19 protein-coding genes are annotated in these 24,002 nt (G+C 66.4%); 4 read left to right on the forward strand and 15 right to left on the reverse strand.

What is annotated here, in order from left to right; translation table 11 throughout:
* The first annotated feature begins 27 nt into the window (after window positions 1–27).
* Window positions 28–576 (forward strand): NADAR family protein, encoded by a 549-nt coding sequence (locus tag ACUXVE_RS18620; protein ID WP_445514927.1) that lies wholly within the window; start codon window positions 28–30, stop codon window positions 574–576.
* Between the two features lie 110 nt (window positions 577–686).
* Here ACUXVE_RS18620 and tkt read toward each other — a convergent pair whose 3' ends face one another.
* The 13 genes from tkt to ACUXVE_RS18685 all read right to left on the reverse strand — a co-directional run bounded on the left by tkt (window position 687) and on the right by ACUXVE_RS18685 (window position 16,663).
* Window positions 687–2,684 (reverse strand): transketolase, encoded by a 1,998-nt coding sequence (gene tkt / locus ACUXVE_RS18625; RefSeq protein WP_445514928.1) that lies wholly within the window; start codon window positions 2,682–2,684, stop codon window positions 687–689.
* A 202-nt stretch (window positions 2,685–2,886) separates the two neighbouring features.
* Window positions 2,887–4,221 carry a dicarboxylate/amino acid:cation symporter gene (locus ACUXVE_RS18630; RefSeq protein ID WP_033831880.1) on the reverse strand — a complete coding sequence of 445 codons (1,335 nt, stop codon included), beginning with the start codon at window positions 4,219–4,221 and terminating at the stop codon, window positions 2,887–2,889.
* Between the two features lie 57 nt (window positions 4,222–4,278).
* Window positions 4,279–5,979 (reverse strand): BatD family protein, encoded by a 1,701-nt coding sequence (locus ACUXVE_RS18635; protein ID WP_445514929.1) that lies wholly within the window; start codon window positions 5,977–5,979, stop codon window positions 4,279–4,281.
* Window positions 5,976–7,838: a tetratricopeptide repeat protein gene (locus tag ACUXVE_RS18640; RefSeq protein WP_445514930.1), complete on the reverse strand. Its 1,863-nt coding sequence runs from the start codon at window positions 7,836–7,838 to the stop codon at window positions 5,976–5,978. The genes ACUXVE_RS18635 and ACUXVE_RS18640 overlap by 4 nt, the downstream gene beginning before the upstream one ends.
* Window positions 7,835–8,839 carry a vWA domain-containing protein gene (locus ACUXVE_RS18645; protein WP_445514931.1) on the reverse strand — a complete coding sequence of 335 codons (1,005 nt, stop codon included), beginning with the start codon at window positions 8,837–8,839 and terminating at the stop codon, window positions 7,835–7,837. Before ACUXVE_RS18645 ends, ACUXVE_RS18640 begins: the two co-directional genes overlap by 4 nt.
* Entirely contained in the window at window positions 8,836–9,285 is a 450-nt protein-coding gene (locus tag ACUXVE_RS18650; protein ID WP_445514932.1) for a DUF4381 family protein, read from the reverse strand. Before ACUXVE_RS18650 ends, ACUXVE_RS18645 begins: the two co-directional genes overlap by 4 nt.
* Window positions 9,282–10,211: a DUF58 domain-containing protein gene (locus tag ACUXVE_RS18655; RefSeq protein ID WP_445514933.1), complete on the reverse strand. Its 930-nt coding sequence runs from the start codon at window positions 10,209–10,211 to the stop codon at window positions 9,282–9,284. The genes ACUXVE_RS18650 and ACUXVE_RS18655 overlap by 4 nt, the downstream gene beginning before the upstream one ends.
* An 8-nt stretch (window positions 10,212–10,219) precedes the next feature.
* Window positions 10,220–11,245: an AAA family ATPase gene (locus tag ACUXVE_RS18660; RefSeq protein ID WP_445514934.1), complete on the reverse strand. Its 1,026-nt coding sequence runs from the start codon at window positions 11,243–11,245 to the stop codon at window positions 10,220–10,222.
* A 276-nt stretch (window positions 11,246–11,521) separates the two neighbouring features.
* Window positions 11,522–13,501 (reverse strand): type IV pilus secretin PilQ, encoded by a 1,980-nt coding sequence (locus ACUXVE_RS18665; RefSeq protein ID WP_140227851.1) that lies wholly within the window; start codon window positions 13,499–13,501, stop codon window positions 11,522–11,524.
* Window positions 13,502–13,522: 21 nt separating this feature from the next.
* Window positions 13,523–14,029 (reverse strand): pilus assembly protein PilP, encoded by a 507-nt coding sequence (locus ACUXVE_RS18670; RefSeq protein WP_093818210.1) that lies wholly within the window; start codon window positions 14,027–14,029, stop codon window positions 13,523–13,525.
* Between the two features lie 26 nt (window positions 14,030–14,055).
* On the reverse strand, window positions 14,056–14,712 hold the full coding sequence (locus ACUXVE_RS18675; protein WP_093817904.1) for a type IV pilus inner membrane component PilO: 657 nt from the start codon (window positions 14,710–14,712) through the stop codon (window positions 14,056–14,058).
* Window positions 14,709–15,605 carry a PilN domain-containing protein gene (locus ACUXVE_RS18680; RefSeq protein WP_093817905.1) on the reverse strand — a complete coding sequence of 299 codons (897 nt, stop codon included), beginning with the start codon at window positions 15,603–15,605 and terminating at the stop codon, window positions 14,709–14,711. The genes ACUXVE_RS18675 and ACUXVE_RS18680 overlap by 4 nt, the downstream gene beginning before the upstream one ends.
* On the reverse strand, window positions 15,605–16,663 hold the full coding sequence (locus ACUXVE_RS18685; RefSeq protein ID WP_032951624.1) for a pilus assembly protein PilM: 1,059 nt from the start codon (window positions 16,661–16,663) through the stop codon (window positions 15,605–15,607). Before ACUXVE_RS18685 ends, ACUXVE_RS18680 begins: the two co-directional genes overlap by 1 nt.
* Window positions 16,664–16,880: 217 nt before the next feature.
* Between ACUXVE_RS18685 and ACUXVE_RS18690 the strand changes: the two genes are divergently transcribed.
* Together ACUXVE_RS18690 and ACUXVE_RS18695 are read left to right on the forward strand one after the other, a co-directional pair.
* Window positions 16,881–19,307, forward strand: a complete 2,427-nt coding sequence (locus tag ACUXVE_RS18690) for a penicillin-binding protein 1A (RefSeq protein ID WP_445514935.1) — start codon at window positions 16,881–16,883, stop codon at window positions 19,305–19,307.
* Between the two features lie 206 nt (window positions 19,308–19,513).
* Window positions 19,514–20,158 (forward strand): hypothetical protein, encoded by a 645-nt coding sequence (locus ACUXVE_RS18695; protein WP_033831892.1) that lies wholly within the window; start codon window positions 19,514–19,516, stop codon window positions 20,156–20,158.
* A 61-nt stretch (window positions 20,159–20,219) separates the two neighbouring features.
* Here ACUXVE_RS18695 and ACUXVE_RS18700 read toward each other — a convergent pair whose 3' ends face one another.
* Window positions 20,220–20,957, reverse strand: a complete 738-nt coding sequence (locus tag ACUXVE_RS18700; RefSeq protein ID WP_445514936.1) for a hypothetical protein — start codon at window positions 20,955–20,957, stop codon at window positions 20,220–20,222.
* Between the two features lie 69 nt (window positions 20,958–21,026).
* Window positions 21,027–23,792, reverse strand: a complete 2,766-nt coding sequence (locus tag ACUXVE_RS18705; protein WP_445514937.1) for a YadA-like family protein — start codon at window positions 23,790–23,792, stop codon at window positions 21,027–21,029.
* Between ACUXVE_RS18705 and ACUXVE_RS18710 the strand changes: the two genes are divergently transcribed.
* On the forward strand, window positions 23,791–24,002 hold a 212-nt coding region (locus ACUXVE_RS18710), incomplete at its 3' end, for a hypothetical protein (RefSeq protein WP_445514938.1). The genes ACUXVE_RS18705 and ACUXVE_RS18710 overlap by 2 nt on opposite strands.

The raw sequence follows: 24,002 nt of genomic DNA on the forward strand, positions 1-24,002 counted from the left end.
ATTGGCGCGGCGCGCTATCCTGTACCGATGAACGACGATTCCCGTTTCCTGCATGACCTGCAACGCCGCCAAGCCGATGGCGAGCACCTGCGTTATCTGTGCTTCTGGGGCCACCAGCCGCCGCGCATGGGCGTGTCGGCGTCGTGTTTCAGCCAGTGGTATGACGCGGGTTTCAGCATCGATGGCGTGCACTACCGCACCGCAGAACACTACATGATGGCCGGCAAAGCGCGACTGTTCGGCGACACGAAGATTCTCGACCAGATACTGGCCAGTGCGACGCCGGAGAGCGCCAAGGCACTAGGCCGCAGGATCGAAGGCTTCGACGATGCCCAATGGACGCAGGCGCGCTATGCGTTGGTGGTCGAAGGCAATCGGGCCAAGTTCTCGCAGAATGCGGCGCTGGGTGATTTCCTGCGCGCCACGGCAGACCAGGTGCTGGTGGAAGCCAGCCCGGTGGATGTGGTCTGGGGAATCGGCCTGGCCAAGGATCACGCCGACGCACACAACCCGGCGCAGTGGCGCGGCTTGAATCTGCTGGGGTTTGCGCTGATGGACGTGCGGGACGCGATATAACGCGCGTCCACGCGTGGCGTGGAGCTGCTGGCACGGCGGGCGATCCGTTTCGCCCGGAAAAGAAAAGGCCGGCTTTCGCCGGCCTTTTCCCTATTCCATTGCAGCGGGACTTACAGCGCCTTGGCTGCTTCCACCACGTGCGCGGTGGTGATGCCGAAGTGCTGGTACAGCTTGTCGGCCGGGGCCGAGGCACCGAAGGTGTCGATACCGATCACTGCACCGTCCAGGCCGACGAACTGGCGCCAGAAGCCGGTAACGCCAGCTTCGATGGCCAAGCGCTTGCGCACGGCGTTCGGCAGCACCGATTCGCGGTAGGCCGCATCCTGGCGCAGGAACACATCGGTGGACGGCATCGAGACCACGCGGGTCTTCAGGCCGGCCGCATCCAGCTGCGCCTTCGCTTCGGTCGCCAGCGAGACTTCCGAACCGGTGGCGATCAGGATCACGTCCGGAGTGCCGGCAGCGTCGGCCAGCACGTAACCACCGCGCTCGATCTGTGCGATCTGCTCAGCGTCGCGCGGCTGGTGCGGCAGGTTCTGGCGGCTGAACACCAGGCAGCTCGGGCCGTCCTGGCGGGTGATCGCAGCCTTCCAGCTCACGGCCGACTCGACGGCATCGCACGGGCGCCACACGTCATTGTTCGGGATGTAGCGCAGCGAGGCCAGATGCTCCACCGGCTGGTGGGTCGGGCCGTCTTCGCCCAGGCCGATCGAGTCGTGGGTGTAGACGTGGATGGCGTGGGCCGGGATCAGCGCGCTCATGCGCACGGCATTGCGGGCGTAATCGCTGAACACCAGGAAGGTGGCGTCGAACGGAATGAAACCACCGTGCAGGGCGAGGCCATTGGCGATCGCGGTCATGCCGAACTCGCGCACACCGTAGTACACGTAGTTGGCATTGGCATCGTCGGTGGCGACGGACTTGCTGCCCTTCCACAGGGTCAGGTTCGAGTGCGCCAGGTCAGCCGAACCGCCCACGATTTCCGGCAGCAGCGGCGCGAACGCCTCGATGGCCAGCTGCGACGCCTTGCGCGAGGCAATGGTCTGGCCTTCGGCGGCAACCTGGGCGATGTAGGCGTCGGCCTTGGCGATGAAGTCGGCCGGCAGATCGCCATGCGAGCGGCGGGTCAGTTCAGCAGCTTCGGCCGGGTACTGCGCAGCGTACTTGTCGAACTGCTGCTCCCACTCGGCCTGGCGCAGGGTGCCGGTACCGCCGGCACGCCAGCCGGCGTAGATCTCTTCGGGAATCTCGAACGGGCCGTAGTTCCAGTCCAGCGCCTTGCGGGTGGCTTCCAGTTCGTCCTTGCCCAGCGGTGCGCCGTGGCTGGATTCCTTGCCGGACTTGTTCGGCGAGCCGAAACCAATGGTGGTGCGGCAGCAGATCAGGGTCGGCTTGCCGTGCTGCGACAGGGCCGCTTCGATACCGGCCTTGATGCTCTCCGGATCGTGGCCATCGACGCCACGGACCACGTTCCAGCCATAGGCCTCGAAACGCTCCGGGGTGTTTTCGGTGAACCAGCCTTCGGTGTTGCCGTCGATGGAGATGTGGTTGTCATCCCAGAAGCAGACCAGCTTGTGCAGGCCCCAGGTGCCGGCCAGCGAGGCGGCTTCGTGGGAAATGCCTTCCATCAGGCAGCCATCGCCCATGAACACCCAGGTGCGGTGGTCGACGATTTCCAGCTCCGGGCGGTTGAAGCGCTGTGCCAGCAGCTTCTCGGCCAAGGCAAAACCGACGGCGTTGGCGAAACCCTGGCCCAGCGGACCGGTGGTGGTCTCCACGCCCGGGGTCTCGTGACGCTCCGGATGGCCAGCGGTGTGGCTGCCCAGCTGGCGGAATGCCTTCAGCTGCTCGATCGGCAGGTCATACCCGCTCAGGTGCAGCAGCGCGTACTGCAGCATCGAGCCGTGGCCGTTGGACAGCACGAAGCGGTCGCGGTTGAACCACTGCGGGTTGTTCGGGTTGTGACGGTGATAGTCGTTCCAGAGGACTTCGGCGATGTCGGCCATGCCCATGGGCATGCCGGGATGGCCGGACTTTGCGGTTTCAACCGCATCGGCGGCGAGGAAGCGGATGGCGTTGGCCAACTGGCGACGGGTAGGCTGCGTCATGGTTCTGTCGGAATCGGGAGGCGGCCGCGGAACTGCGGGCGGCCTATTGTCCCACAGACGCCCGGCAGGGTCAGGTCGACCGGGGCGGTCGTGCCGGCCGTTGGCCGGCAACGTCGTGATCTGCGCTGGATTCCGCCTATGAAGCGGGGTCGGAGCCCCTTCCTGCGGAAAGGGATCCGACCCCGATCAGGTATTGCCTGGGTCAGTTGTCCAGACGGGCCGCGGCGGCAGCGGCCTCGGCCGGAGTGTCCGGCGCTTCGCCCTTGGCCACCAGCGTGGTCAGGGCCAGGTCGCCGGTCACGTTCAGCGCAGTGCGGCACATGTCCAGGAAGTGGTTCACGCCCAGGATCAGGCCGATGCCCAGCGGATTGACGCCGACCATCGCACAGATCATCGCCACCACCGGCAGCGAGCCGGACGGCACACCGGCCGTACCGATACCACCAAGGATGCAGACCGCCATCACCATGACCTGCTGGCCGATGCTCAGGTCGACACCGAAGAACTGGGCCAGGAAGATCACCGTCACGCCCTCGAACAGTGCGGTGCCGTTCTGGTTGGCGGTGGCGCCCACGGTCAGCACGAAGCGCGACACGCGCTGCGGCAGGCCCATCTGGTCGGCCACGCGCAGCGCGGTCGGCAGGGTGGCGTTGCTGGAGGCGGTGGAGAAGGCCATCACCGTGGCCTCCTGGGTCTGGCGGAAGAACGCCAGCGGTGAACGGCCCGACAGCCATACCGCGGTGCCGTAGGTCACCACCATGTGCAGGCCCAACGCCAGCACCACCACGCCCACGTAGGCACCCAGGCGGATGATCAGATCGAAACCGAACAGCGCGGCCAGGTTGAACATGAAGCAGGCCACTGCATACGGCGCCAGGCGGATGACCAGGTTGATCAGGGTCATCGAGATCTCAAACACGCCTTCGATGGCGCGACGCAGCGGGGCGACCTTGGCCTCGTCGGTCAGCACCATGCCGATGCCGAACATCAGCGCGAAGAACATCAGCGACAGGATCGCGCCATTGTCGGAGGCAGCCTGCAGCACGTTGCTCGGCACGATCGACAGCAGCATGTCCATGCCCTTCGGCGTGCCATGGATGCCAGCAACGATTTCCTTGCTGCGCTCGGCGTTCTCCGACAGCATCAGCGCGGCCACCTGCGGGTCGACGCCGGCACCGGGCTTGAGCAGGTTGACCAGCACCAGGCCGATACCCACCGCGATGCCGGACAGCAGCACGGTGTAGGCCAGCGTCTTCCAGCCGATGCGGCCAAGGGCGCGGATGTCGCCCATCTCCGACACGCCCATGATCAGCGCCGAGAAGATCAGCGGCACGATCAGCATGAAGATCAGGTTGAGGAACAGGCCCGACGCCGGGGTGGTGACGTAGTCCATTACCCACTTGGCACCGGTCTGCAGGCCGTCGACGCTGCCGCCCAGGGCATGCACGATCAGTCCCAGGACCAGGCCGATCGCAAAGCCGATGCCCATCTTCCAATGCAGGGGCAACTTCTTCTTGTCGGCAGCAGCTGCTGTCATGCGCGGGATTCCTCGAAAAATGAATCTACTCTAACAAAGCGCGCAAGCCGCGCCGGTTCAGGGTTGCCGCGGCGGATACAGCGGCGGCAGCCCAGTGTCGACGGCGCCGGTGGCACCCGACCAGTGCGGTCCGTCACGGAAGCTTTCGCGCAGGCGGGCCCGCAGCGCGCTGACATCCCCCATCCCGCCCCAGCGCGCCTGCTGCAACGCCTGCAGGGTCTGCCGCTGGGCCGGATCGGCCAGGCGCTCGATCACCTGTTCCAGGCGTTCAACGCCGGCCATCGAACACAGCAGCGCCTCTACCTGGTCAAAGCCCTCGCCATCGATCGCCCGGCGCAGCTCGGCCACGCTGGCACGCGAGGACGTTGCAGGGGCACTGGCTCCTGGCCGGGGAACCGGACGGGTGTGGGCGACGGCACGGCGGCCACGTCGCCATCCCCATGCCAGGGTCAACAGCCACAGCAGCGCCAGGCCTGCGGCGGCAGCCATCCACGGCCACGGCCGGGGACCTGCTGCGGTGGGTGCGAGAGAGGATGCAGCGGCGGGTGCGGCGTCTCCCGGCAACGCGGCATCGGTATCGATCGGTTGTGCCACCGGCGCGCCGGCCCCGCCTGCGGCCACGGCCAGTTCCAGATCCGGCAGGCTGGCCTGCAGGGCACTGCCACTGTCCACGTTCCACCAGGCCACGCGCGGCCCCGGCACACGCAGGGATCCAACCTGCCGCGGCACGATCGAGTAGCGACGGGTGATCTTCAGGCGTGGCGTGCTGCCGTTGAAGGTCTCCTCGTACTGGGCAGGTTCGGCGAACACCTGTGCGGCGTCGCCGAGGTCGGGCACGGGCAGATCGGTGAACTGGGCCCGGGTAGCGCCATTGGCGATCGCTTCGACCATCACGGTGGCCGCTTCGCCCGTGCGCGCACTGCTGGGTGCGGCGGTGTAGCGCAATTGCAGGCTGTGCAGGGGCAGCCACGGCTGCACGGCCTGAGCCGGTTGCGCCTGCACCTGCAGCGTGCGTTCGGCACCGACGGCATTCATGCGGCCATCGCCACCGCTCCCGAAGAAGTCATCGAAGAAGCCACCTGCACTGCGGCCGGTGAAGCGCGCGCCCGGCAGGCGCAACGCCCCGCTGCGCTCGGGGATCAGCAGGAAGCGACGTTCGACCACGTTGTAGCGCCGGCCGTTGACCTGGCGCACCTCGCTGCGATCCTCCCCCACCCGCTGCAGCGAAGCGCCACTGGGTGTGTCGAGCACCAGTTCGCCCGATGCCAGCTGCGAGGCGAAGTACAGCCTGACCACCACGCCCACGCTCTGCTGCACGTAGGGCGTCGGGTCATCCACCTCGGTTTCGATGAAGGCGGTGGCATTGCTCTGCGGGGTGGCCACCACGGCATCACTTACCTGCAGCACCAAGGGCACCGTGCGTGCTGCGCCTACCTGCAATGAAGGCACCTGCAGCGTACCGGTGCGGCGCGGCGTCAACGCAACCGTGTAGAGGTTGCGCTGCTGCACACCGCCATTGCTCCACTGCACCTGGCGGTTGCTGCTCTGCGCACTGAGCACGAAATCGGCATTCAACGGTGCATAGTCTGGCGCGCCCTGGTCGGTCTCGATGTGCAGGGTGACCGCATCACCGGCGGCGATGCTGTCCTGCTCCAGCCAGGCGCGCGTCTGCGCCATGGCCACCATCGGCAGCCACAGCAGCAGCATCGCCAGCACAGGCAAGGGCCACCGGATTTGCCTGCTCGCCATGCCTGTCATCGCCCTTCCCTCTTTCTACGTTCGCTTTCCAACTGGAACTTGGCCCGCAGCAGTGCCCCCGGATCATCCGGCACGCGCCGCATCCACGCCTCTACGGCCTGCTGTTCCTCACGCTGTTGCGGCGTGCCGCCATCGCCGCGCACTGCTGCCTTGCCGGCTTCGCCGGCACGCGCCTGCTGCAGGGCCTGCTGCATGCGCTGGCGCTGCTGGGCATCGGCCTGCGCCTGGGCCTGCGCATCGGCTGCCTGCGGCTCCTGCTTCGCCCCCTGCTGGCCGGAACCTGCAGATGCCGGGTTCTGCTGGCCCTTCTGGCCCTGCGGTTGCTGCTGGCCTTGCTGGCCCTGTTGCGGATTCTGCGTGCCTTGTTGCGGCTGACCCTGCTGGCCTTGCTGGCCTTGCTGGCCCTGCTGCTGATTCTGCTGACCTTGCTGGCCTTGCTGATTCTGCTGCTGTCCCTGCTGCGGCTTCTGCTGCCCCTTGCCCTGCCCCTGGCTGTTGTTCGACGACGACTTGCGCTTGCGCGCGGCGTCGACCACCGCACGGTTGGCGACGGCGTCCGCCATCTGCGGGTGGCGCGCCAAGGCCTTGTCGTAGGCGGCGATGGCACCGTCGTAGTCGCCCTGGCGGGCAAGCACATTGCCGAGGTTGTACCAGCCCGCATCGCTGTCGATGCCTTCGAACTGCTTGCGGGCCGTGGCGAAATCACCTTGACGGTACGCCTGCACACCCTCGGCCAGGCGTGCATGCTCACGCTGGTCGGCACGTTCCCACATCGTGCCCGCGGCCGGCGCAGCTGTGGGCGCGCGCGGCTGTGCCTGCAACTGCCCGCTCAAGGGCAGAAGACCCACGGCCAGCACCGCCGCCAGCACCGCGCGGCGACGGAACGCCAGCAGTGCCAGCAGCATCACCGGCGGCAACAACCAGTAGCCTTCGTCCTGCCACTGCCGGGCCTGCCCGGGCCGCTGCAGCGCACCGCCGTCGCTGGCATCCAGCACGTCCAATGCCTTCAGGTCGCGATCATCGCTGGCGATGCGCTGGTAACGCCCGCCGCCTGCGGTGGCGACGGCGCGCAGGCTGGTTTCATCCAGCGCAGCCTGTGCGATCTGGCCTTGACCATCGCGATAAGCGGCGCCGGATGGTGTGCCCAGGCCCAGCACCGACACCTGCAGGCCGAGGCCACGCGCCTGCGTTGCGGCAAGCGCCGCTTCGCTGTCAGCCTGGTCGCTGACCAGGAGGATCTGGCCACGCAGGGCACCGGTCTGCCGCAGCAACCTGACCGCCCAGTCGATGCCACGGTCGGCGCGCTGTCCATCACGCGGCATCACCTCCGGCGACAGCGCGTCCAGGTACAGCGCCACGTTGGCCGCGTCGTCGGTCAACGGCGCCACGGTATAGGCATCTTCGGCATACACCACCAGGCCCACCTGGCCGCCCTGACGGGCGCGCAGCAGCGCACCGATCTTTGCCCGCGCCTGCAGCAGGCGCGAGGGTGGCAGGTCGGTCGCGGTGATGCGGCTGGAGAGATCCAGCACCACCACCAACGGCGCACTGGCCTGATAGATCGGCTGCGCCTGCTGCCGCCAGCTGGGGCCAGCCATCGCCAATGCCGCCAGGGTCCAGCCCAGCAGCAATGCCCATGGCAGGCGCGTGCGTCGCTTGCCCTCGCCCGCCAGCAGGTGCGACAGCAGATGGGCGTCGACCGCCTGCCGCCACGCGTCACTGCGCCGTTGCCGGTAGATGGCCACCGCGACGATCAACGGCAGTGCCGCCAGCAACCACAAGCCGTCCGGCCGCAGGAAATGCAGTGCACTCCAATCGAACGCGCTCCAGTCGGGCATCTTCAGGAAAGTGGCGCTCATCGGCGACGCTCCGGCCAAGCCCACGCCAATGCGCCCAGCAGCAAGGCGACGGCCAGTGGCCATGCATAGCGCTCGTTGCGCGGACGCAGTGTCGGTCCCTTCGCCGCGATCGGCTCCAGCCTGTCCAGTTCGGCATAGATGCCGGCCAGCTGGTCGGTATCTCGCGCACGGAAGAAGCGGCCGCCGGTCATCTCGGCGATTCTGCGCAACGTTGCCTCATCCACCGGATCGCGATCGGCGGCCACGGGAATGCCGAAGAACCGTGCACTACCGTCGCTGCCAAAGGCTACGGTGTGCACGCGCACCCCTTCGGCACGCGCCAGCTCGGCCGCGCGCAGGGGTTCCAGTACACCTGCGTTGCTGACGCCGTCGGTCAGCAGGATCAGTACACGCTGCCCTTCGGGTTGGTTGCGCAGCCGTTTGACCGCCAGTGCGATGGCATCGCCAATGGCCGTCTCGCGCCCGGCAAGGCCGACCACGCTGTCGCGTAGTTGATCGCGCACGCTGGACAGATCCGCGGTCAACGGCGTAAGAGTGTAGGCACGATCGCCGAATACCAGCAGACCGACGCGGTCGCCGGCACGACGGTCGAGAAAATCAGCGAGCACCGCCTTGGCGGCGGTCAGGCGCTCCACCGCCTGGGCGCCGAGCACCATGTCCGGTTCGCTCATGCTGCCGGACACATCCATTGCCAGCATCATCTGCCGACCCTCCTGCGGCGGCGTGATCGCCTCACCCAGTTGCTGCGGGCGCGCCATGGCCAGGCACAGCGCCAGCCAGCCCAGCCACAGCAGTCCACTGCGCAGCCAGGAAACGCCGACACGATCGCCCCCAGCCAGTGCTTCCAGTTCGGCAGCGGCGTACGGCACACGCAGCGCAGCGCCCGGATCGGCCCGCCGCTTCCACGCCAGCATCAGGATCGGCAACGGCAGTGCCAGCAGTGCCAGCGGCCACGCCAGCTGCAGATCCGGCCAAGGCCAGTAGGCCGCAAGCGCGCTCATCGGCGGCGCTCCTGCAGCAAGGCCAGGTAGCGCGCCCGCGCCCACGCGCGCACGTCAGCCACGGCATCGGCATCCACGTGTGGACGATAAGCGCCCTCGGCCAGCAGGTTGCGCTGCGCGCGCGGCAGGGTGTCTTTGGGATCGACGTACCGCCACCACGCGTCATCGCGTAGTGCCTCGCTTCCCGGTCGCGCCTGACGCGCCGCACGCCGCAGCAGGCTGGCGATGGCCGCAAGTTCCGACGGCGCGCCGTTCACTGCCGCAATCTCCTGATCGAACACGCGCATCCACTGCTGGCGGCGGCGGCGACGACGCCATGCCACCGCAGCAACGATGGCCAGCAACAGCAGAACCAATGCGATCAGCATCAGCCAGCCCGGTGCAGGTGGCCACCACGCTGGCGAGGGCGGCAACTGCACGTCGCGCAGTGGCAGGGAGGCACTCATGCCGGCACCTCCGTCGCTGCCGGTGCCAGCCAGGCGTCGCTGGCCGCATCGGTGGACAGCACCTGCACATCGACGCGACGCGCGGCAAGCTGGCTGCGCAGCTGCTGCAGCGGTTCAACGAAATGCGCCTGCCAGTGCGCCTGCACGTCGCTGCGGCGCAGGTCCAGGCCGATGCGCTGCTGCGCGGCGAGAAACTGCAGGGGCGCCGATGGCGGCTGCAACTCAAGCGGATCGACCAGCAGCAGCAGACTCAGGTCATGGTGCTGGGCCAACGCGCTCCAGCGCGCCGGCGGAATCCGGATCGCCTGCTGCGGATCGGCCAGTACCAGCATCCGGGCGCCGGGGCGCAGCACCCGACCGGCATGGTCCAGCGCGCGTTCCAGGCCAAGGTCATCGGCAGGTGGCTGCGCGTACCAGCGCGTGAGTGCATCGAGTACGCGCAGTACGCCGCGGGCACCGCCGGCCGGCGCGATCGGCGCCTCGCGATCACTACCGCGCAATGCACCGATGCGGTCGCCGCGGCGCTGTGCGGACCATGCCGCAACCGCGCCAGCGCGTGCTGCCTGCACCGACTTGAAGCGCACGCGGGTACCGAAGTACAGCGCAGGTGAAGTATCGGCAACGATCAGGGTGACCCGTTCGCGTTCTGCCTGGAACAATTTGGTGTGCGTGCGCCCGGTGCGCGCGGTGACGCGCCAGTCGATGTGGCGCGCGTCGTCGCCCGCCACGTATTCGCGCGATTCTGCATATTCCATGCCGCGTCCGCGCAGCGGCGAAGGCGCTTGCCCGGCGCTGCCCGCGCGCCCACGACGAGGCGGCGACGGACGCTGTGCCCGGCGGCGCAAAGCCACCAGTTCAGCCAGCTGCGGTCGCAGGCCATCGCCTTCGCTGGCACCCGGAGCGGGTACGTTGGTCGTGCCGGTCATGCGCGCACTCAGGGTGCCGGTACCCGGGCCAGCAGTTCCTGCACCAGGCGCTCACCATCCCAGCCTTCGGCGGTAGCTTCATAACTGGGCAGAACCCGATGGCGCAGCACATCGGCGGCCACGGCACGCACGTCGTCGGGGGTGACGAAATCACGCCCGGCCAACCATGCACGTGCGCGCGCGCACCGCTCCAGCGCGATGGAGCCACGCGGGCTGGCGCCCCACGCGATGCGGCGTGCCAGCGACGCGTCGTAGCGCGAGGGGTCACGCGATGCCAGTACCAGCTCGATCAGGTAGCGTTCCAGCGCGGGGGCCATGTGCAGCTCCAGCACCTCGCGGCGCGCATCGAAGACATCCTGCATCGGCAGTTTTTCCGGCGCCGCTGCGGCCTCGCCAAGCGCACCACGGGCACGCTCGCGGGCCAACCGCAGGATTTCCGATTCGGCCGCCTGGTCCGGATAACCAATGCGTACGTGCATCAGGAAACGATCCAGCTGCGCTTCCGGCAGCGGGAAGGTGCCTTCCTGCTCGATCGGGTTCTGCGTGGCCATCACCAGGAACAGCGACGGCAGCGCATAGGTGTGGCGGCCGACGGTGACCTGGCGCTCGCCCATGGCTTCCAGCAGCGCGGACTGCACCTTGGCCGGCGCGCGGTTGATTTCATCGGCCAGCAGGATCGGATGGAAGATCGGTCCGGGCACGAACTCGAAGCGGCCTTCCTGCGGGCGCCAGATCTCGGTGCCGGTCAGGTCCGACGGCAGCAGGTCCGGCGTGAACTGCACACGTGCGAAGTCTGCTTCCAGCCGCGCCGCCAAGGCCCGGATGGCCGTGGTCTTGGCCAGGCCCGGGGCACCTTCCACCAGCAGGTGGCCATCGGCCAGCAAGGCAATGAGCAGGCGTTCGACCAGCGCCGCCTGGCCGACGATCTCGGCCGACAGTGCATCGCGCAGATTGCTGAAGGCCGCAAGCAGGCGCGAGGTGGTGGGGGCAGGCGGCGGAGAAATGGATTCGGGCATCGGCGGAGGCAGGTTCATGGGGGCCTTTGACCGGCGCAGGATGGCTCGGGTTCCCCACATCATCGCAGGCCGTCCGGCTACTGGCATCAAGAACGGCTGAACGGCCCCCGCGCATGGCCGATCCATTGGGCATGGAGTGGATCCCCCCATGCCCTATCCACGCATGGCGTGGATCTACTGGGGAGGCGAGGCGTGGATCCACTGGGTATGCGGTGGATCCATCGTCGATCTTTCCGCACAAACGACGCGGGGCCGCACGTGGCGGCCCCGGTCGGATGCAACAGATGCGATGCCTCAGTTCTGGCGGGCCACGCGCAGGACCTTCGGAGTCACGAACACCAGCAGTTCGGCCTTGTCCTTGTTGCGGCCACGCTTCTTGAACAGGTTGCCGAGGAATGGTACGTCGCCCAGGAACGGCACCTTGCTGACACTGTTGCGGTCGGTGAACTCATACACGCCACCGATCACCACGGTCTGGCCATCTTCCACCAGCACGGCGGTATTGACCTCGCGGCGGTTGATGTTCGGCACCTGGCCGTAGCCTTCCAGCACGATGTAGCTTTCGACCTCATCCTTCTTCACCGCCATGTTGAGGAACACGCGGTTGTCGTTGGTGATGGTCGGGGTGACCTTCAACTCGAGCACTACTTCCTTGAACTGCACGTTCGGGGTGGCCACGCCACCCGAACCACTGGCACTGATGGTGACGTAGCCGATTTCCTTACCCTGCTTGATCAACGCTTCGCGCTGATTGGTGGTGACCACGCGCGGGTTGGAGATCACTTCGCCACGCGACTCTTCCTGCATGGCCGACAGCTCGACATCCAGCAGGTAGCCAGCGTTGAGGATGGACAGTGCAAGCGAGCCCGGGTTGCTGGTGGCAGCCACCGGCAGGTTCCAGTTCAGGCCGCGGGTGATGGCCGACCCGACCGATACCGGCGGTGGGCCCACGCGACCACCGGCAATCCAATCGCGCTCGGCTTTGGCGTTGGTGTTGTCGGCGTCCACCTGCGACTGGCGGGTCTTGGCATTGGCGTCCAGGTTGCCGCTGAAGTACACGTTGTCGCGGCTGCCGCTGACACCGAACTTGGCGCCCAGTTCACGGGCAAACGTGTCGGTGGCAATGACGATGCGGCTTTCGATCAGCACCTGGTCGACCGGGCGATCGATCACGTTGATCAGCTCACGCATGCGCGCGATCTTCTTCGGGATATCGCTGATCATCAGCGTGTTGGTGCGTTCATCTGCCACGATTCGGCCACGCGAGGACAGGAACCCACTGTCTTCCTGCGACATCGAGCCACTGCCACCCTGGCCACCGCCACCGGCGTTGTTGCCGCCAATACCCTTGGCCTCGGTCAGCGCTTTGAAGATCTGCGTGGCACTGTGGTAGTTGATCTGGACGTAGTCGGTCACCAGGTCTTCGCGGTTCTCGATGGCGATGCGCGCGTCTTCCTTCTCCTGCTCGAACTTGGCCAGCTCGGACTGCGGCGCAACCCACACCACGCTGCCATCACGACGCTTGTCCAGGCCCTTGGCACGCAGCACGATATCCAGCGCCTGGTCCCACGGCACGTTGACCAGGCGCAGGGTCACATTGCCCTGCACCGAGTCGGAGGCCACCACGTTCAGATTCGACTCTTCGGCGATCAACTGCAGCACGGTGCGCACCGGCACGTCCTGGAAGTTGAAGGTCACCGGCTTGCCGGCGTAGCCGCGCTGCGGCACGCCCTTGGCAGCCTGGGTCACGCTGCCGGCAGTGACTGCACCAACGGCGGCCTGGGCCTGCCGCGGGCTGATCTCCACCACGTACTCGTTGCCACTCTGGTAGGCCAGCGACTCGACCGGACCGCCCGTGCTGAGCACCAGCTGGGTACCGGCCCCGGACGGCTTGGCATCGATGCGCTGCACCGGGGTAGCGAAGTCGGTGACGTTCATCGGCTTCTGCAGGTTGGCCGGCAGGCGTGCGTTGCCGACATCGACCACCACGCTGTTGCCCTGGCTGCGCAGGTCGGGCATGGCGCCCTGGCCGTCGAACTGCAGGATCAGGCGGCCCGCGCCGTCATCGCCACGCTTGAAATCGATGCGTGCGACCGACAGGCCTGCCGGTGCCGCGGCTGGCGTGGCCGCCAGCGCCGTGCCGGCCGGCTTTTCCGACGGTGCGGCGGCCAGCGCCGGAGCGCAGGCCAGCATCAACGCGACTCCCAGCGCGCTGATGCGGTTCAAGGTAGAGCGCCGGATGGGACGCAGCCCCTTGGCTTGGTGAAAGGTCATCGTGCTATCCCCAGTAAACGATCATTGATCTTCCAGCGCGAGCGTTGCTGGACGTTCCAGCCAGCCACCCGCGCCATCCGGCACCAGTTCGATCAGCTCCACGCGGTCTTCAAAGACCGCGGTGACCCGCCCGTCGCTCTGCCCCAGGTAACCGCCGGGACGCACCCGATAGGTCACCTTGTCCGGCCCCATCACCAGCGCCACGGTGCCGGCGCCTGTTCCGATGGTGCCGACCATGTCCAGCGCGTCCAGCGGGAAGCCTTCCATCGGCTCCTTGCGCCGGTTTGGATCTGGCCGCAGTCCCCCATTCCCCTGCTGCGGGTTGGTCCAGGCATCGGTAAACGGATCGCGCATGCCCTGCGCGGAGTATTCAAAGGTCTCGAACTGCTGCATCACCGGCAGCGGCTCCAGCGGCTGCGCCGGTCGCGCACGCTCGCTCTGAACCCACTTTTCCAGATTGGGTGCATCACCCGGCGTGCTGGTCACGCCACGACCGCAGGCGGCCAGCAGCAGCACCGTCAACACCATCCCACCACGTGCAAAGAAGGAACCGATCACTTCTTCTCCTCCTTGCCCGCTTCGGCCTTCTGCTGTTCGGCGACTTCGGCCTCATCCAGGTAACGGTAGGTCTTGACCGTGCCTGACAGTTCCAGCGCACCGGCGCGGATGTTGCCGCCGGTCTTGTCCTTCGGCTTGAGGTTGATGTCGTGCATGGTCAGGATCACCACCCGTGGCAACGAGGCCACGCCGCTGACGAAGGCGCCGAACTGGTGGTAACTGCCCACCATCCGCAGCTTGATCGGCTTCTCGGCGTAGAACTCCTTGATCTGCTCCTGTTCGGGCTCGAACAGCTCGTTGGCCAGGCCGCTGGACAGCGCGGTCTGCGAGATGTCGATGATCAGGTCCGGCATTTCGGTCTTGCTGGGCAGCTGCCGCAGCATCTGCTGCAGCACCTGCTCCATCTGTGCCAGCTGCTGCTTCAGCGGCTCCAGGTTGACCGCGCGCTCCTGTTCCTTGGTGAACTCGGCACGCAGCTGGGTTTCCCGCGACTCCAGGCCCGCCAGCTCCTCGCGCTTGCCGCTGATCAGCAGCATCCAGAGCACGAACATGATCACCACGGCAATCAGCGAGCAGAACACGATCTTCGCGTTCCTCGGCCAGTTGCCGATGTCATTGAAGTCCAGGTTCTTGATGTCGACTTTCTTGCTCATGCGCGATCCCCCTGCAGCGGGGCGTGGAAGGCCTGCGGCGGCTGCGCCAGGCGGCTGCCCTCAGGCTTGGTGGCCGGTGCGGCCTGCGCGGGCTTGGCCGGCGCAGGCGTTGCCGCCGGTGCCGGGGCCTGTGCAGGAGCGGTCGCAGGCGTCGCTGCCGGTGCCGGTGTCGATCCCGGCGGCGGTGCGGCGACAGCCGGCGCTGCGGCATCGGGCCCGGCGCTGAGCGGTGCGACCGTCGGCGCTGCCGGCGCGGTGCCGGCCACGCTGCCATCCGGGTTCAGGCCCGGCGTGGCGCCTGCTTCCTCGCTCTGCGCAGGCAGCTTGACCTTGACCTTGAACACGTACGGCAATGCCTTGATGTCGGCCACCGGGCCGGTCGCGCGCCCATCCTTGTCCTTCTCCGGCTCACGCGCCTCGATGATCGACAGCTCCGGATTGGTCATCCAGCCGGAAACCTCAAGGTTGCGCATGTACGCCGAGACACGGGCGTTGGACTGGGTGCGGCCCTCCAGGGTCAACACGTCGCCTTCCTGCTGCAGAGCGGTGAGCACCACACCATCGGGAATGGTGCGGACCAGCGCATCGAACAGGTGGACCATCTGCGAACGCTTGGCCTGCAGCTGCTCGATCACGGCCTTGCGGGCCAGCAGTCGATTCTTCTGCTCGTCGAGGCGGTCGATTTCCTTGTTCTGTTCCTTGACCTTGTCGATTTCGGTCTGCAGGTAGGAATTGCGGTCATTCTGCCCACTGACCTGCATGTCGTAGTAGAACCAGATCAACAGCGACAGCAGCAGGCCACCCAGGGCGGCCATGCCCAGCATGATGCCGAACTCGCGCTGGCGCTGCTTGCGCCGTTCGGCGCGCCAGGGCAATAGATTGATGCGTGCCATCAGTCAAAGCTCCTCAGCGCCAGACCGGTCGCGATCATCAGCGCGGGGGCGTCCTGTGCCAGCGCGTGCGCCTGCACCTTCGGCCCCAGGGTCATCTGTGCCAGCGGGTTGGCGACCACGGTCGGCACGCCCAGCTGTTCCTCGACCATCTCCGGCAGGCCTGCAAGGGCAGCACAGCCCCCAGCCAGCACGATGTGATCGACGCGGTTGAATTCGCTGCCGGCGTAGAAGAACTGCAGCAGGCGGCTGATCTGCTGGACCGTGGCTTCCTTGAACGGCTCCAGCACTTCCATCTCATAGCTTTCCGGCAGCCCGCCCTGGCGCTTGGCCAGACCGGCTTCCTCGTAGCTCAGGCCATAGCGGCGCATGATCTCGTCGGTCAGCTGCTTGCCGCCGAACACCTGTTCGCGGCTGTACAGGCTGCGACCACCACGCAGCACGTTGAGGGTGGTCATGGTGGCGCCGATATCGACCAGCGCGACCACGCCCTCGGCCGACACCGGCAGCTCGCTGGCCACCAGGGCGAAGGCGTTCTCGACCGCGAAGGCCTCCACGTCCATCACCTTGGCCTGCAGGCCGCCCAGTTCCAGCGCCGACTGGCGCAGTTCGACGTTTTCCGAACGCGAGGCCGCCAGCAGCACCTGGACCATTTCCGGGTTGTTCGGGATCGCCCCGATCACCTCGAAGTCCAGGTTCACTTCCTCGATCGGATACGGAATGTAGTTGACCGCTTCCAGCTCGATCTGGGCTTCCATGTCGTTCTCGTCCAGGTCGGCCGGCATCGGGATCACCTTGGTGATCACCGCCGAACCGGCCACGGCCGCAGCGGCCAGCTTGGCCTTGCTGCCGGAACGGTTCATCGCCCGGCGGATGGCCTCTCCCACGGCCTCCACTTCGACGATGTTCTTCTCCACCACCGCGTTCGGCGGCAGTGGTTCCACGGCATAGTGTTCCACACGGAAACGGTTGCCGCTGCGGGAAAGCTGCAAGAGCTTTACCGCAGTCGAACTGATGTCGACGCCAATGAGCGGCGACTGACTTTTTGGGATGAGCCCCACGGTTTCTCCCCTGCCGACGGGCACTTGGACGCAAGAGCTGCGTCCGCGCATTAATAACGTATTCTTAGCAAATGGCAACCGCCCTGCTGTGACATCCCTCACAGGATGAACACGCAGCCCCTGGCGTCCCCTTGCACTCCCCAGTGCCGGCCCCAGCCGCCACCTTGCGTAATCTATACTCTGCGACCACGAAATTCGCAATCGGAATCTGACACCGATGACCCGTCTCCGCCGCTGGCTGCGCTGGATCTTTCTTGTTGTCCTGGTCCTGGCGCTGGTCGGAGCGGCCGCCGTTGGCGGCCTGTACTACGCCGTTTCTTCCAAGCTTCCCGACGTGCAGACCCTGCGCGACGTGGAAATGCAGGAGCCGATGTACGTCTACGCTGCCGACGGCAAGCTCATGGCGGTGTTCGGCGAGACCCGGCGTACCCCCATCACCATGAAGGACGTGCCGGAGAAGCTGAAGCAGGCGTTCCTGGCCACCGAGGATGCCCGTTTCTACGAGCACGGTGGCGTGGACTACAAGGGCATCGGTCGCGCGGTGTGGCTGCTGGCCACCACCAACGACAAGCGCGTGCCCGGTGGCTCCACCATCACCCAGCAGGTGGCCCGCCAGTTCTTCCTCAGCTCCGAGTACAGCTATACCCGCAAGCTGGCCGAGATCCTGCTGGCGCGCAAGATCGAGTCCGAGCTGAGCAAGGACGAGATCTTCGAGCTGTACCTGAACAAGAGTTTCTTCGGCAACCGCGCCTACGGCGTGGCCGCCGCCGCCGAGTTCTACTACGGCAAGAAGCTGGGCGAACTGGACCTGGACGAGATGGCCTCGCTGGCCGGCATCCCCAAGTTCCCGTCCTCGGGCAACCCGATCTCCAACCCGGAGCGCGCACGCCAGCGCCGTGACAATTATGTGCTGCAGCGTATGGCCGACCTGAAGTTCGTCAGCCAGGCCGAGGCCGATGCGGCCAAGGCCGTACCGATGCACGCCACCGCCCACGAGCCGCCGGTGCAGGTCGATGCCCCGTACGTGGCCGAGCTGGTGCGCCAGGAAATGATCGCCCGCTTTGGCGGCGACGTGGTCAACAAGGGCTACCACGTCACCACCACGATCGATTCGACCCTGCAGACCGCCGCCAACCTGTCGGTGCGCGACGGCCTGCTGCTGTACGACCACCGCCACGGCTGGCACGGCGTGGAGAAGCAGGTGCAGTTGGGCGCGGGCGATGATGCCGCCGCTCTGGCCGTGCACCTGCGCGGCATGTTCGGCCAGGCCGGCCTGCTGCCGGCGATCGTCGCCAGCACCGGCGCCGACGGCAGCGCCACCGTGGTGCTGGCCAACCGCAGCGAGATCGTGCTGCCGGCCGGCGCCGCCAAGTGGACCAACAAGAGCCCGGCCAAGCTGGTGCAGCGTGGCGACATCGTGCGCGTGCGCGCTGGCGCCAAAGAGGGCGAATGGCTGCTCGACCAGCTCCCGCGCGGCCAGTCCGCGCTGGTCTCGCTGGACGCCCACAGCGGCGCCCTGAAGGCGCTGGTCGGCGGCTTCAGCTTCTCCGGCAACAAGTTCAACCGTGCCACCCAGGCCCGTCGCCAGCCCGGTTCGAGCTTCAAGCCGTTCGTCTACGCGGCCGCCTTCGACAAGGGCTACAACCCGGCCTCGATCGTGCTCGACGCCCCAGTCGTGTTCCGCGACCGTCGCGGCAAGACCTGGGCACCGCAGAACGACGGCGGCGGCTTCCGCGGCCCGATGCGCCTGCGCGAAGCGCTGGTGCAGTCGCGCAACCTGGTCTCGGTGCGCCTGCTTGATGGCATGGGCGTGGACTACGCGCGAAAGTACATCAGCCAGTTCGGCTTTGCCGAATCCGAGCTGCCGCCGAACCTGTCGATGTCGCTGGGTACCGCCTCGCTGACCCCACTGTCGGTGGCCCGTGGCTATGCCGTGTTCGCCAACGGCGGCTCGCGCGTGGACACCTGGCTGATCGACCAGGTCAACGACCGCGATGGCAACCTGGTGTTCAAGGAAAACCCGGCGATGGCCTGCCGCGACTGCGCTGGCAGCAGCGACCAGCCGGTGAACCAGGTCGTGGACGGCTTCAACTTCGGCGCCCCGGCACCCAAGGTCGATGCCACGGCCGCCGCCAAGCCGGAAGCCAAGACCGAAACGCCGGCCGCGCCGGCCAACCCGGACGCGCGTACCGCACCGCGTGCGATCGACGCCCGCACCGCCTACCAGCTGGTGTCGATGATGCGCGACGTGGTCCAGCGCGGCACCGGCGCGCAGGCCAAGGTACTCGGCCGCGAAGACGTGGGTGGCAAGACCGGCTCCACCAACGACCACCGTGACGCCTGGTTCTCCGGCTTCGGCGGCCCGTACGTGACCACCGTGTGGGTGGGCCGCGACGACTTCCGCTCGCTGGGCTACCGCGAATACGGTGGCAAGGCGGCCCTGCCGATCTGGATCGACTACATGCGCACTGCGCTGAAGGACACCCCGATCGCACAGAACGAACCGCCGAGCGGGATGGTCCAGGCCACCCTCAACGGTGCGGTGGAGTGGGTGAAGGTGGAAGACATGGACCGCCTGACCGACTACGACCTCAACCTGCAGAGCACCCCGCAGGCCGACGCGGCCGCGTTCGATATCTTCTGAAGCCAGGCTGGGTGGGTGCCAACCGTTGGTTGGCACCGATGCATCCGCCGGGCATGGCCCGGCGCTACCAAGCCGCATCCGTCGGGCACCCTCTTCCGGTAGCGCCGGGCCATGCCCGGCGAGCGTAGCGGCGCCGTTGCCTTCGCCCACGCAGATGTCACACGCCTGCGCTAGTCTGTAGCCAGGTCGCAACAGGGAGTCATCGCATGCACCGCGCTCACCAGCATGCTGCCAGCCAGACCCGCGAACGGCGTCATCGCCTCGCCCACGAAGCCGCCCGGCTGATGGCCGAAGGCGGAATCCGCGACTTCCACCAGGCCAAGCTCAAGGCTGCCAGCCGTCTTGGCATCCACGACGATGCTTCCCTGCCCCGCAACGTCGAGATCGAACAGGCCCTGCGCGAGTACCAGCGGCTGTTCTCCGGCCCACAACACGGCAGCGAGCTGCAGCGGCGGCGCGAATCCGCGTTGCGGGCGCTGGAATTCCTGCACGGGTTCTCGCCTCGCCTTGCTGGTCCGGTACTGGACGGCACCGCCGATGCCAACAGCCCCGTGCAGTTGCACCTGCACAGTGACGACCCGGAAGCCGTGCATCGCTTCCTGGACGAACACCGCATCCCCGCCGAATCACGTACCCGGCGCCTGCGGATGGACCGTGAGCGCAACCTGGATGTGCCGGTGTGGGTGTTCAGTGCCGAAGACCTGACCTTCGACCTGGCCGTGCTGCCCTACGATGCGTTGCGCCAGGCCCCGCTGTCGCCGGTGGATGAGAAACCCATGCGGCGGGCGTCGGCCACGCAGTTGCGGCAGCTGCTGGCCGAGATGGAAATCACCGCCTACATCGGCGGCTGAACCTGGCAGAGCCGGGCCTGTGCCCGGCTCTGCGCCAAGAGCAGCCGGGCATGGCCCGGCGCTACGGGAAGACCAGTTGTTCCTCGGCAGGGGTCGCCAGCCGTGCCAGCCACGGCACCGCCGCACGGTACGGGTACTCGGCCATCATGCGCGCATGCATCTTCTGCAGGTCATCCAGGTTCCAGGCGTGCGCATACACATCCTGGAAGTCATCGGCCCAGCCACTGCGCACGCGCGTGCGTTCGCCATCAAGGTTCGGCACCAGGTACCACGGCACCTGCAGGATCTCGGCCAGCGCCTTGTTGCGCACGGCACTCTCGTACCCCGACCGCTGCAGCTGTTCGATGCGGAAACTCACGCGGCGGCAGGGAAAGGGCATGCAGGCACCGGTCGCGTTGATGTAGTCGGCGATGTCGGCGTACATGTCCGCCTGCAGCTTCATCGCCACCGGGTCCTGCAGGGTCTGCCGGACCCGCAGCGTGCGCTGGGTGCTGCCGCGGATCTCCGCAGCACTGTAGAAGGGATGACCCGGCGTGGTGCCACCGTGGCGCACCAGCACGATGCGATGGATCGCTTCGTCGGTCAGCACTTCCACCCGCACGGCCGCGGCCTGCGGATGGATGCGCGGCTGCGGCACGTTCACCACGCGCCAGAACCCCCACACCATCAACCCCATGCAGACCATCAGCACCAGGCAGGCCAGCGTCCACGTATCCATGTCGTGGGTGAAATAGCGGATGCGGGCGCGCCACAGGTAGTAGCGCCGATAGGTCATGAAGCGGCTCATGAAGCGATACATTGCAACCTCCTCTGCAATGGCCCCGGCGCGGCGGGGCTCGTTACGCGCACCACACCGGGGCGCCATGGCTTACCAGCCGATGCCCACACCCACGCCCATGCTGCGTTCACCGCTGTTGGTGAAGGCACCATTGAGGCTGAAGGTGGCTGAGCCCTTGTCGTTGAGTACGCGCTGGTAGCCCACCGCCATGGCCGACTCGCCCTCGGCGTAGCCCACGCCCGCGCCAAGGCGGTTGTAGGTGGCCAGGCCGGCGGTGTTCATGGCCATGGCCGTCTGCGCACTGCTCATCGCCGCCATGCGGTTGAAGCGCTTGTCCATCTTGTCCAGGCGGCGCTCGACGTTGCTGATCGCACCATCGGTGTACTCGTTGGCGCGGGCCAGCATCTTTTCCAGCTCGGCGGTATCAACCTGCGGCGTGGGCGCGGGCGATTCGTTCTTCTTCGACGTTGGCTGCGGTGCAGGCGAAGCGCCCTCGCCCGCCGAAGCGACCTGCGGCGAACCGCTGGCTTCCGGGCTTGGCATGATCTCTTCGGTCGGCGCTGCTGACGCCGTGGCCATCGCACGCGCCTGCGGCTGGCCGTCCACGCGCTGCTCCAAGCCATCGATGCGACCATTGAGCTGCTGCTGCACGGCATGCAGCTGGCCGCCGTTGACCGCCTCGCGGCTGCCGGCGGCGATCAGACCATTGGCGACGTTGGAGATGACCATGCCGTTGGCGCCGGCCAGGGTGAGCTGGGCGGTACCGTCGCTGCGGATGGACGGAGATTCCTGGAACACCGAGCGGAGCTGGGTTTCCACGCGATCAACGCGGGAGCCGGTGGTGACTACGGCCGAGTCGAGCGTGGCGAGGGCTTCGTTGACGGTGTTCTGGTGCTGGCCCTGGACGTTGAAGCCGGGGGTGGTGACGTTGCCGTTGGCGTCGATGTTGCCGCCGAGGGTGGACAGTGCGCCACGGAGCTGGCCGATGGTGGCGGCGTCGCTGGTGTTGCGGCCGTTGGCTACGCCGGTGAGGCGGCGCTTCAGCCAGTCATTTCCGAAGGACACAGTGTCTGCATCATTGGCGATGGATTGGTAGCCAATGGCAACCGAATTACTGGCATTAGAACGGACCTCACTCCTTGCACCCAGAGCAATGCCCCCTTTAGCAGCGACCTGCGTCCGGACACCCAAAGCGAAGCCTTCTTCCGCTTGTTCATGGACGTAGGAGGCGCGTCCCAAGGCTACCGAGTTCTTCCCTCCAGCCGTTGCCCATGCGCCTACGGCGACGCCGCCTTCTGAACGCAATGACGCTTTTGCATTCTTGCCAACAGCCAACCCAGCCGGGCCCGCTTCAGCTGGATACTGTCCTTCCTCGGGCATCCAGCCAAATGCAATGTTGCCGCTTCTGTCTTCGATAGAGTTCAGTCTCAGGTTTGTTGCATACAACTGGCTCCCACGCACCACATCCGAACTATCAGCGGAGAGGTGCGCATCGTCGACACCGGTCAGTCGTGCGCCGCCGAAATCGATGAGGTTTCCATCTCTGGCCTCACTCAGCAGACTATTCTGATCCGAGCTCCAGTCGCGCTGCATTGCATCCAAGTCGCGTCTATTACGCTCAATCTTCTGCTCTGTGGCATGCAGCTGACTCCCAGTCACCGCATCACGACTACCCGCAGCAATACGCCCATCGGCAAGATTCGACAGAACCATGCCCTGCGCACCAGCCAGGTTCAGTCTGCCGATTCCATCTGCGCTGATTGATGGCGACTGTTGGAACGTCGCGCGCAACTGGCTTTCAACGCCATCCACGCGACTTCTGGCCTTGATCACTGCGCCATCGAGCACGGCCAATGCGTCCCCTACATTGCTCTGCGTACCCCCTTGGACGTTGTAGCTTGGGGCTACAACGAGGCCATCTCCATCCATCCCTGCCCCACCCCCAAAAGCAGTCAGTGAGTCCTTGAGCTGTGAGACGGTGGTTGCATCATGATCGGAAACACCACGATCAAGGTTCACCACCCGGCGCTTTATAGAACCGTTCCCCACTGAAACAGTATTTGCTTCCGTTGCAATTGAATATGAACCCAGCGCCACAGCACCGTCAGCGCCTGCCATGACACGGCTCGATGCACCAAACGCTACGCCTTGTCTTGCATATACGTTGGAACCGACACCCAACGCAAATGCGCCTTCTGCAGACTCTGCAACAACGGCCCCCCTTCCTAGCGCGACTGAGTTCACAGCATCTGCAAGCGCAAAACTTCCTATAGCTACCCCGCCCTCAGAACCCACCGAAGCTCTTGCGGAGTCCCCCAAGGCGATCCCAAGCAATCCCGCATTGGCATCAACGCTCTCATTGTCAAAGCCAACACTCAGGAATCGCCCCTCGCGCTCGAGCTCTCCGACACGAGCATTGGTCAAGAACAACTGCCCACCATTCACCGCATCGGTACTGGCCGCAGAGCTGACATCTCCCGCAGCCACTCCCGATATGCGCGCACCTTCCATGTCCACAAGCAGGCGATCGGGACTGAACTTCACCACCCCATCCAGATCCGGATCGAAGTTGTCCACGTCGGTACGAAGCTGATCGATGTCGGCACGGTTGGTCGCAACGCGCTGGTCCTGTGCCGCCAGGGCCTGGGTATGCGCTGCCAGTTGCTGGCCGTGCAGTGCCAGCGACTGGCCCTGCGAGGAAACAGTCTGGTTGGTGGCATGAAGCTGCTGTCCGGTCACGACGTCGGTGCTGGTGCTGCTCAGCACGCCATTGGCGACGTTGTTGATGCGCCGTTTCGCGCCATCCTTGTTGGCCACATCCACCACGGTACCGGCATTGTCTGCGCCCAGACGCATGTTGCCCGTCGCCGATAGCTGGCTGACAAGTCCACTCAATGCCGTGGCCCTGCCCAGCGCGTTGTCCGCAGTGGTCCTGGCCGCATTGGCCGTCGTCTGCGCGGCATTGGCGGTGTTCTGGGCCGAGGTCACGTTGCTGTTGGTCGCCGTAAGTTGCCGACCGGTGACAGCCTCGGTACTGCTGCTGCTCAGCGTCGCGTCGGCCACCCC

The organism is Stenotrophomonas sp. 3(2025), assembly GCF_052665395.1.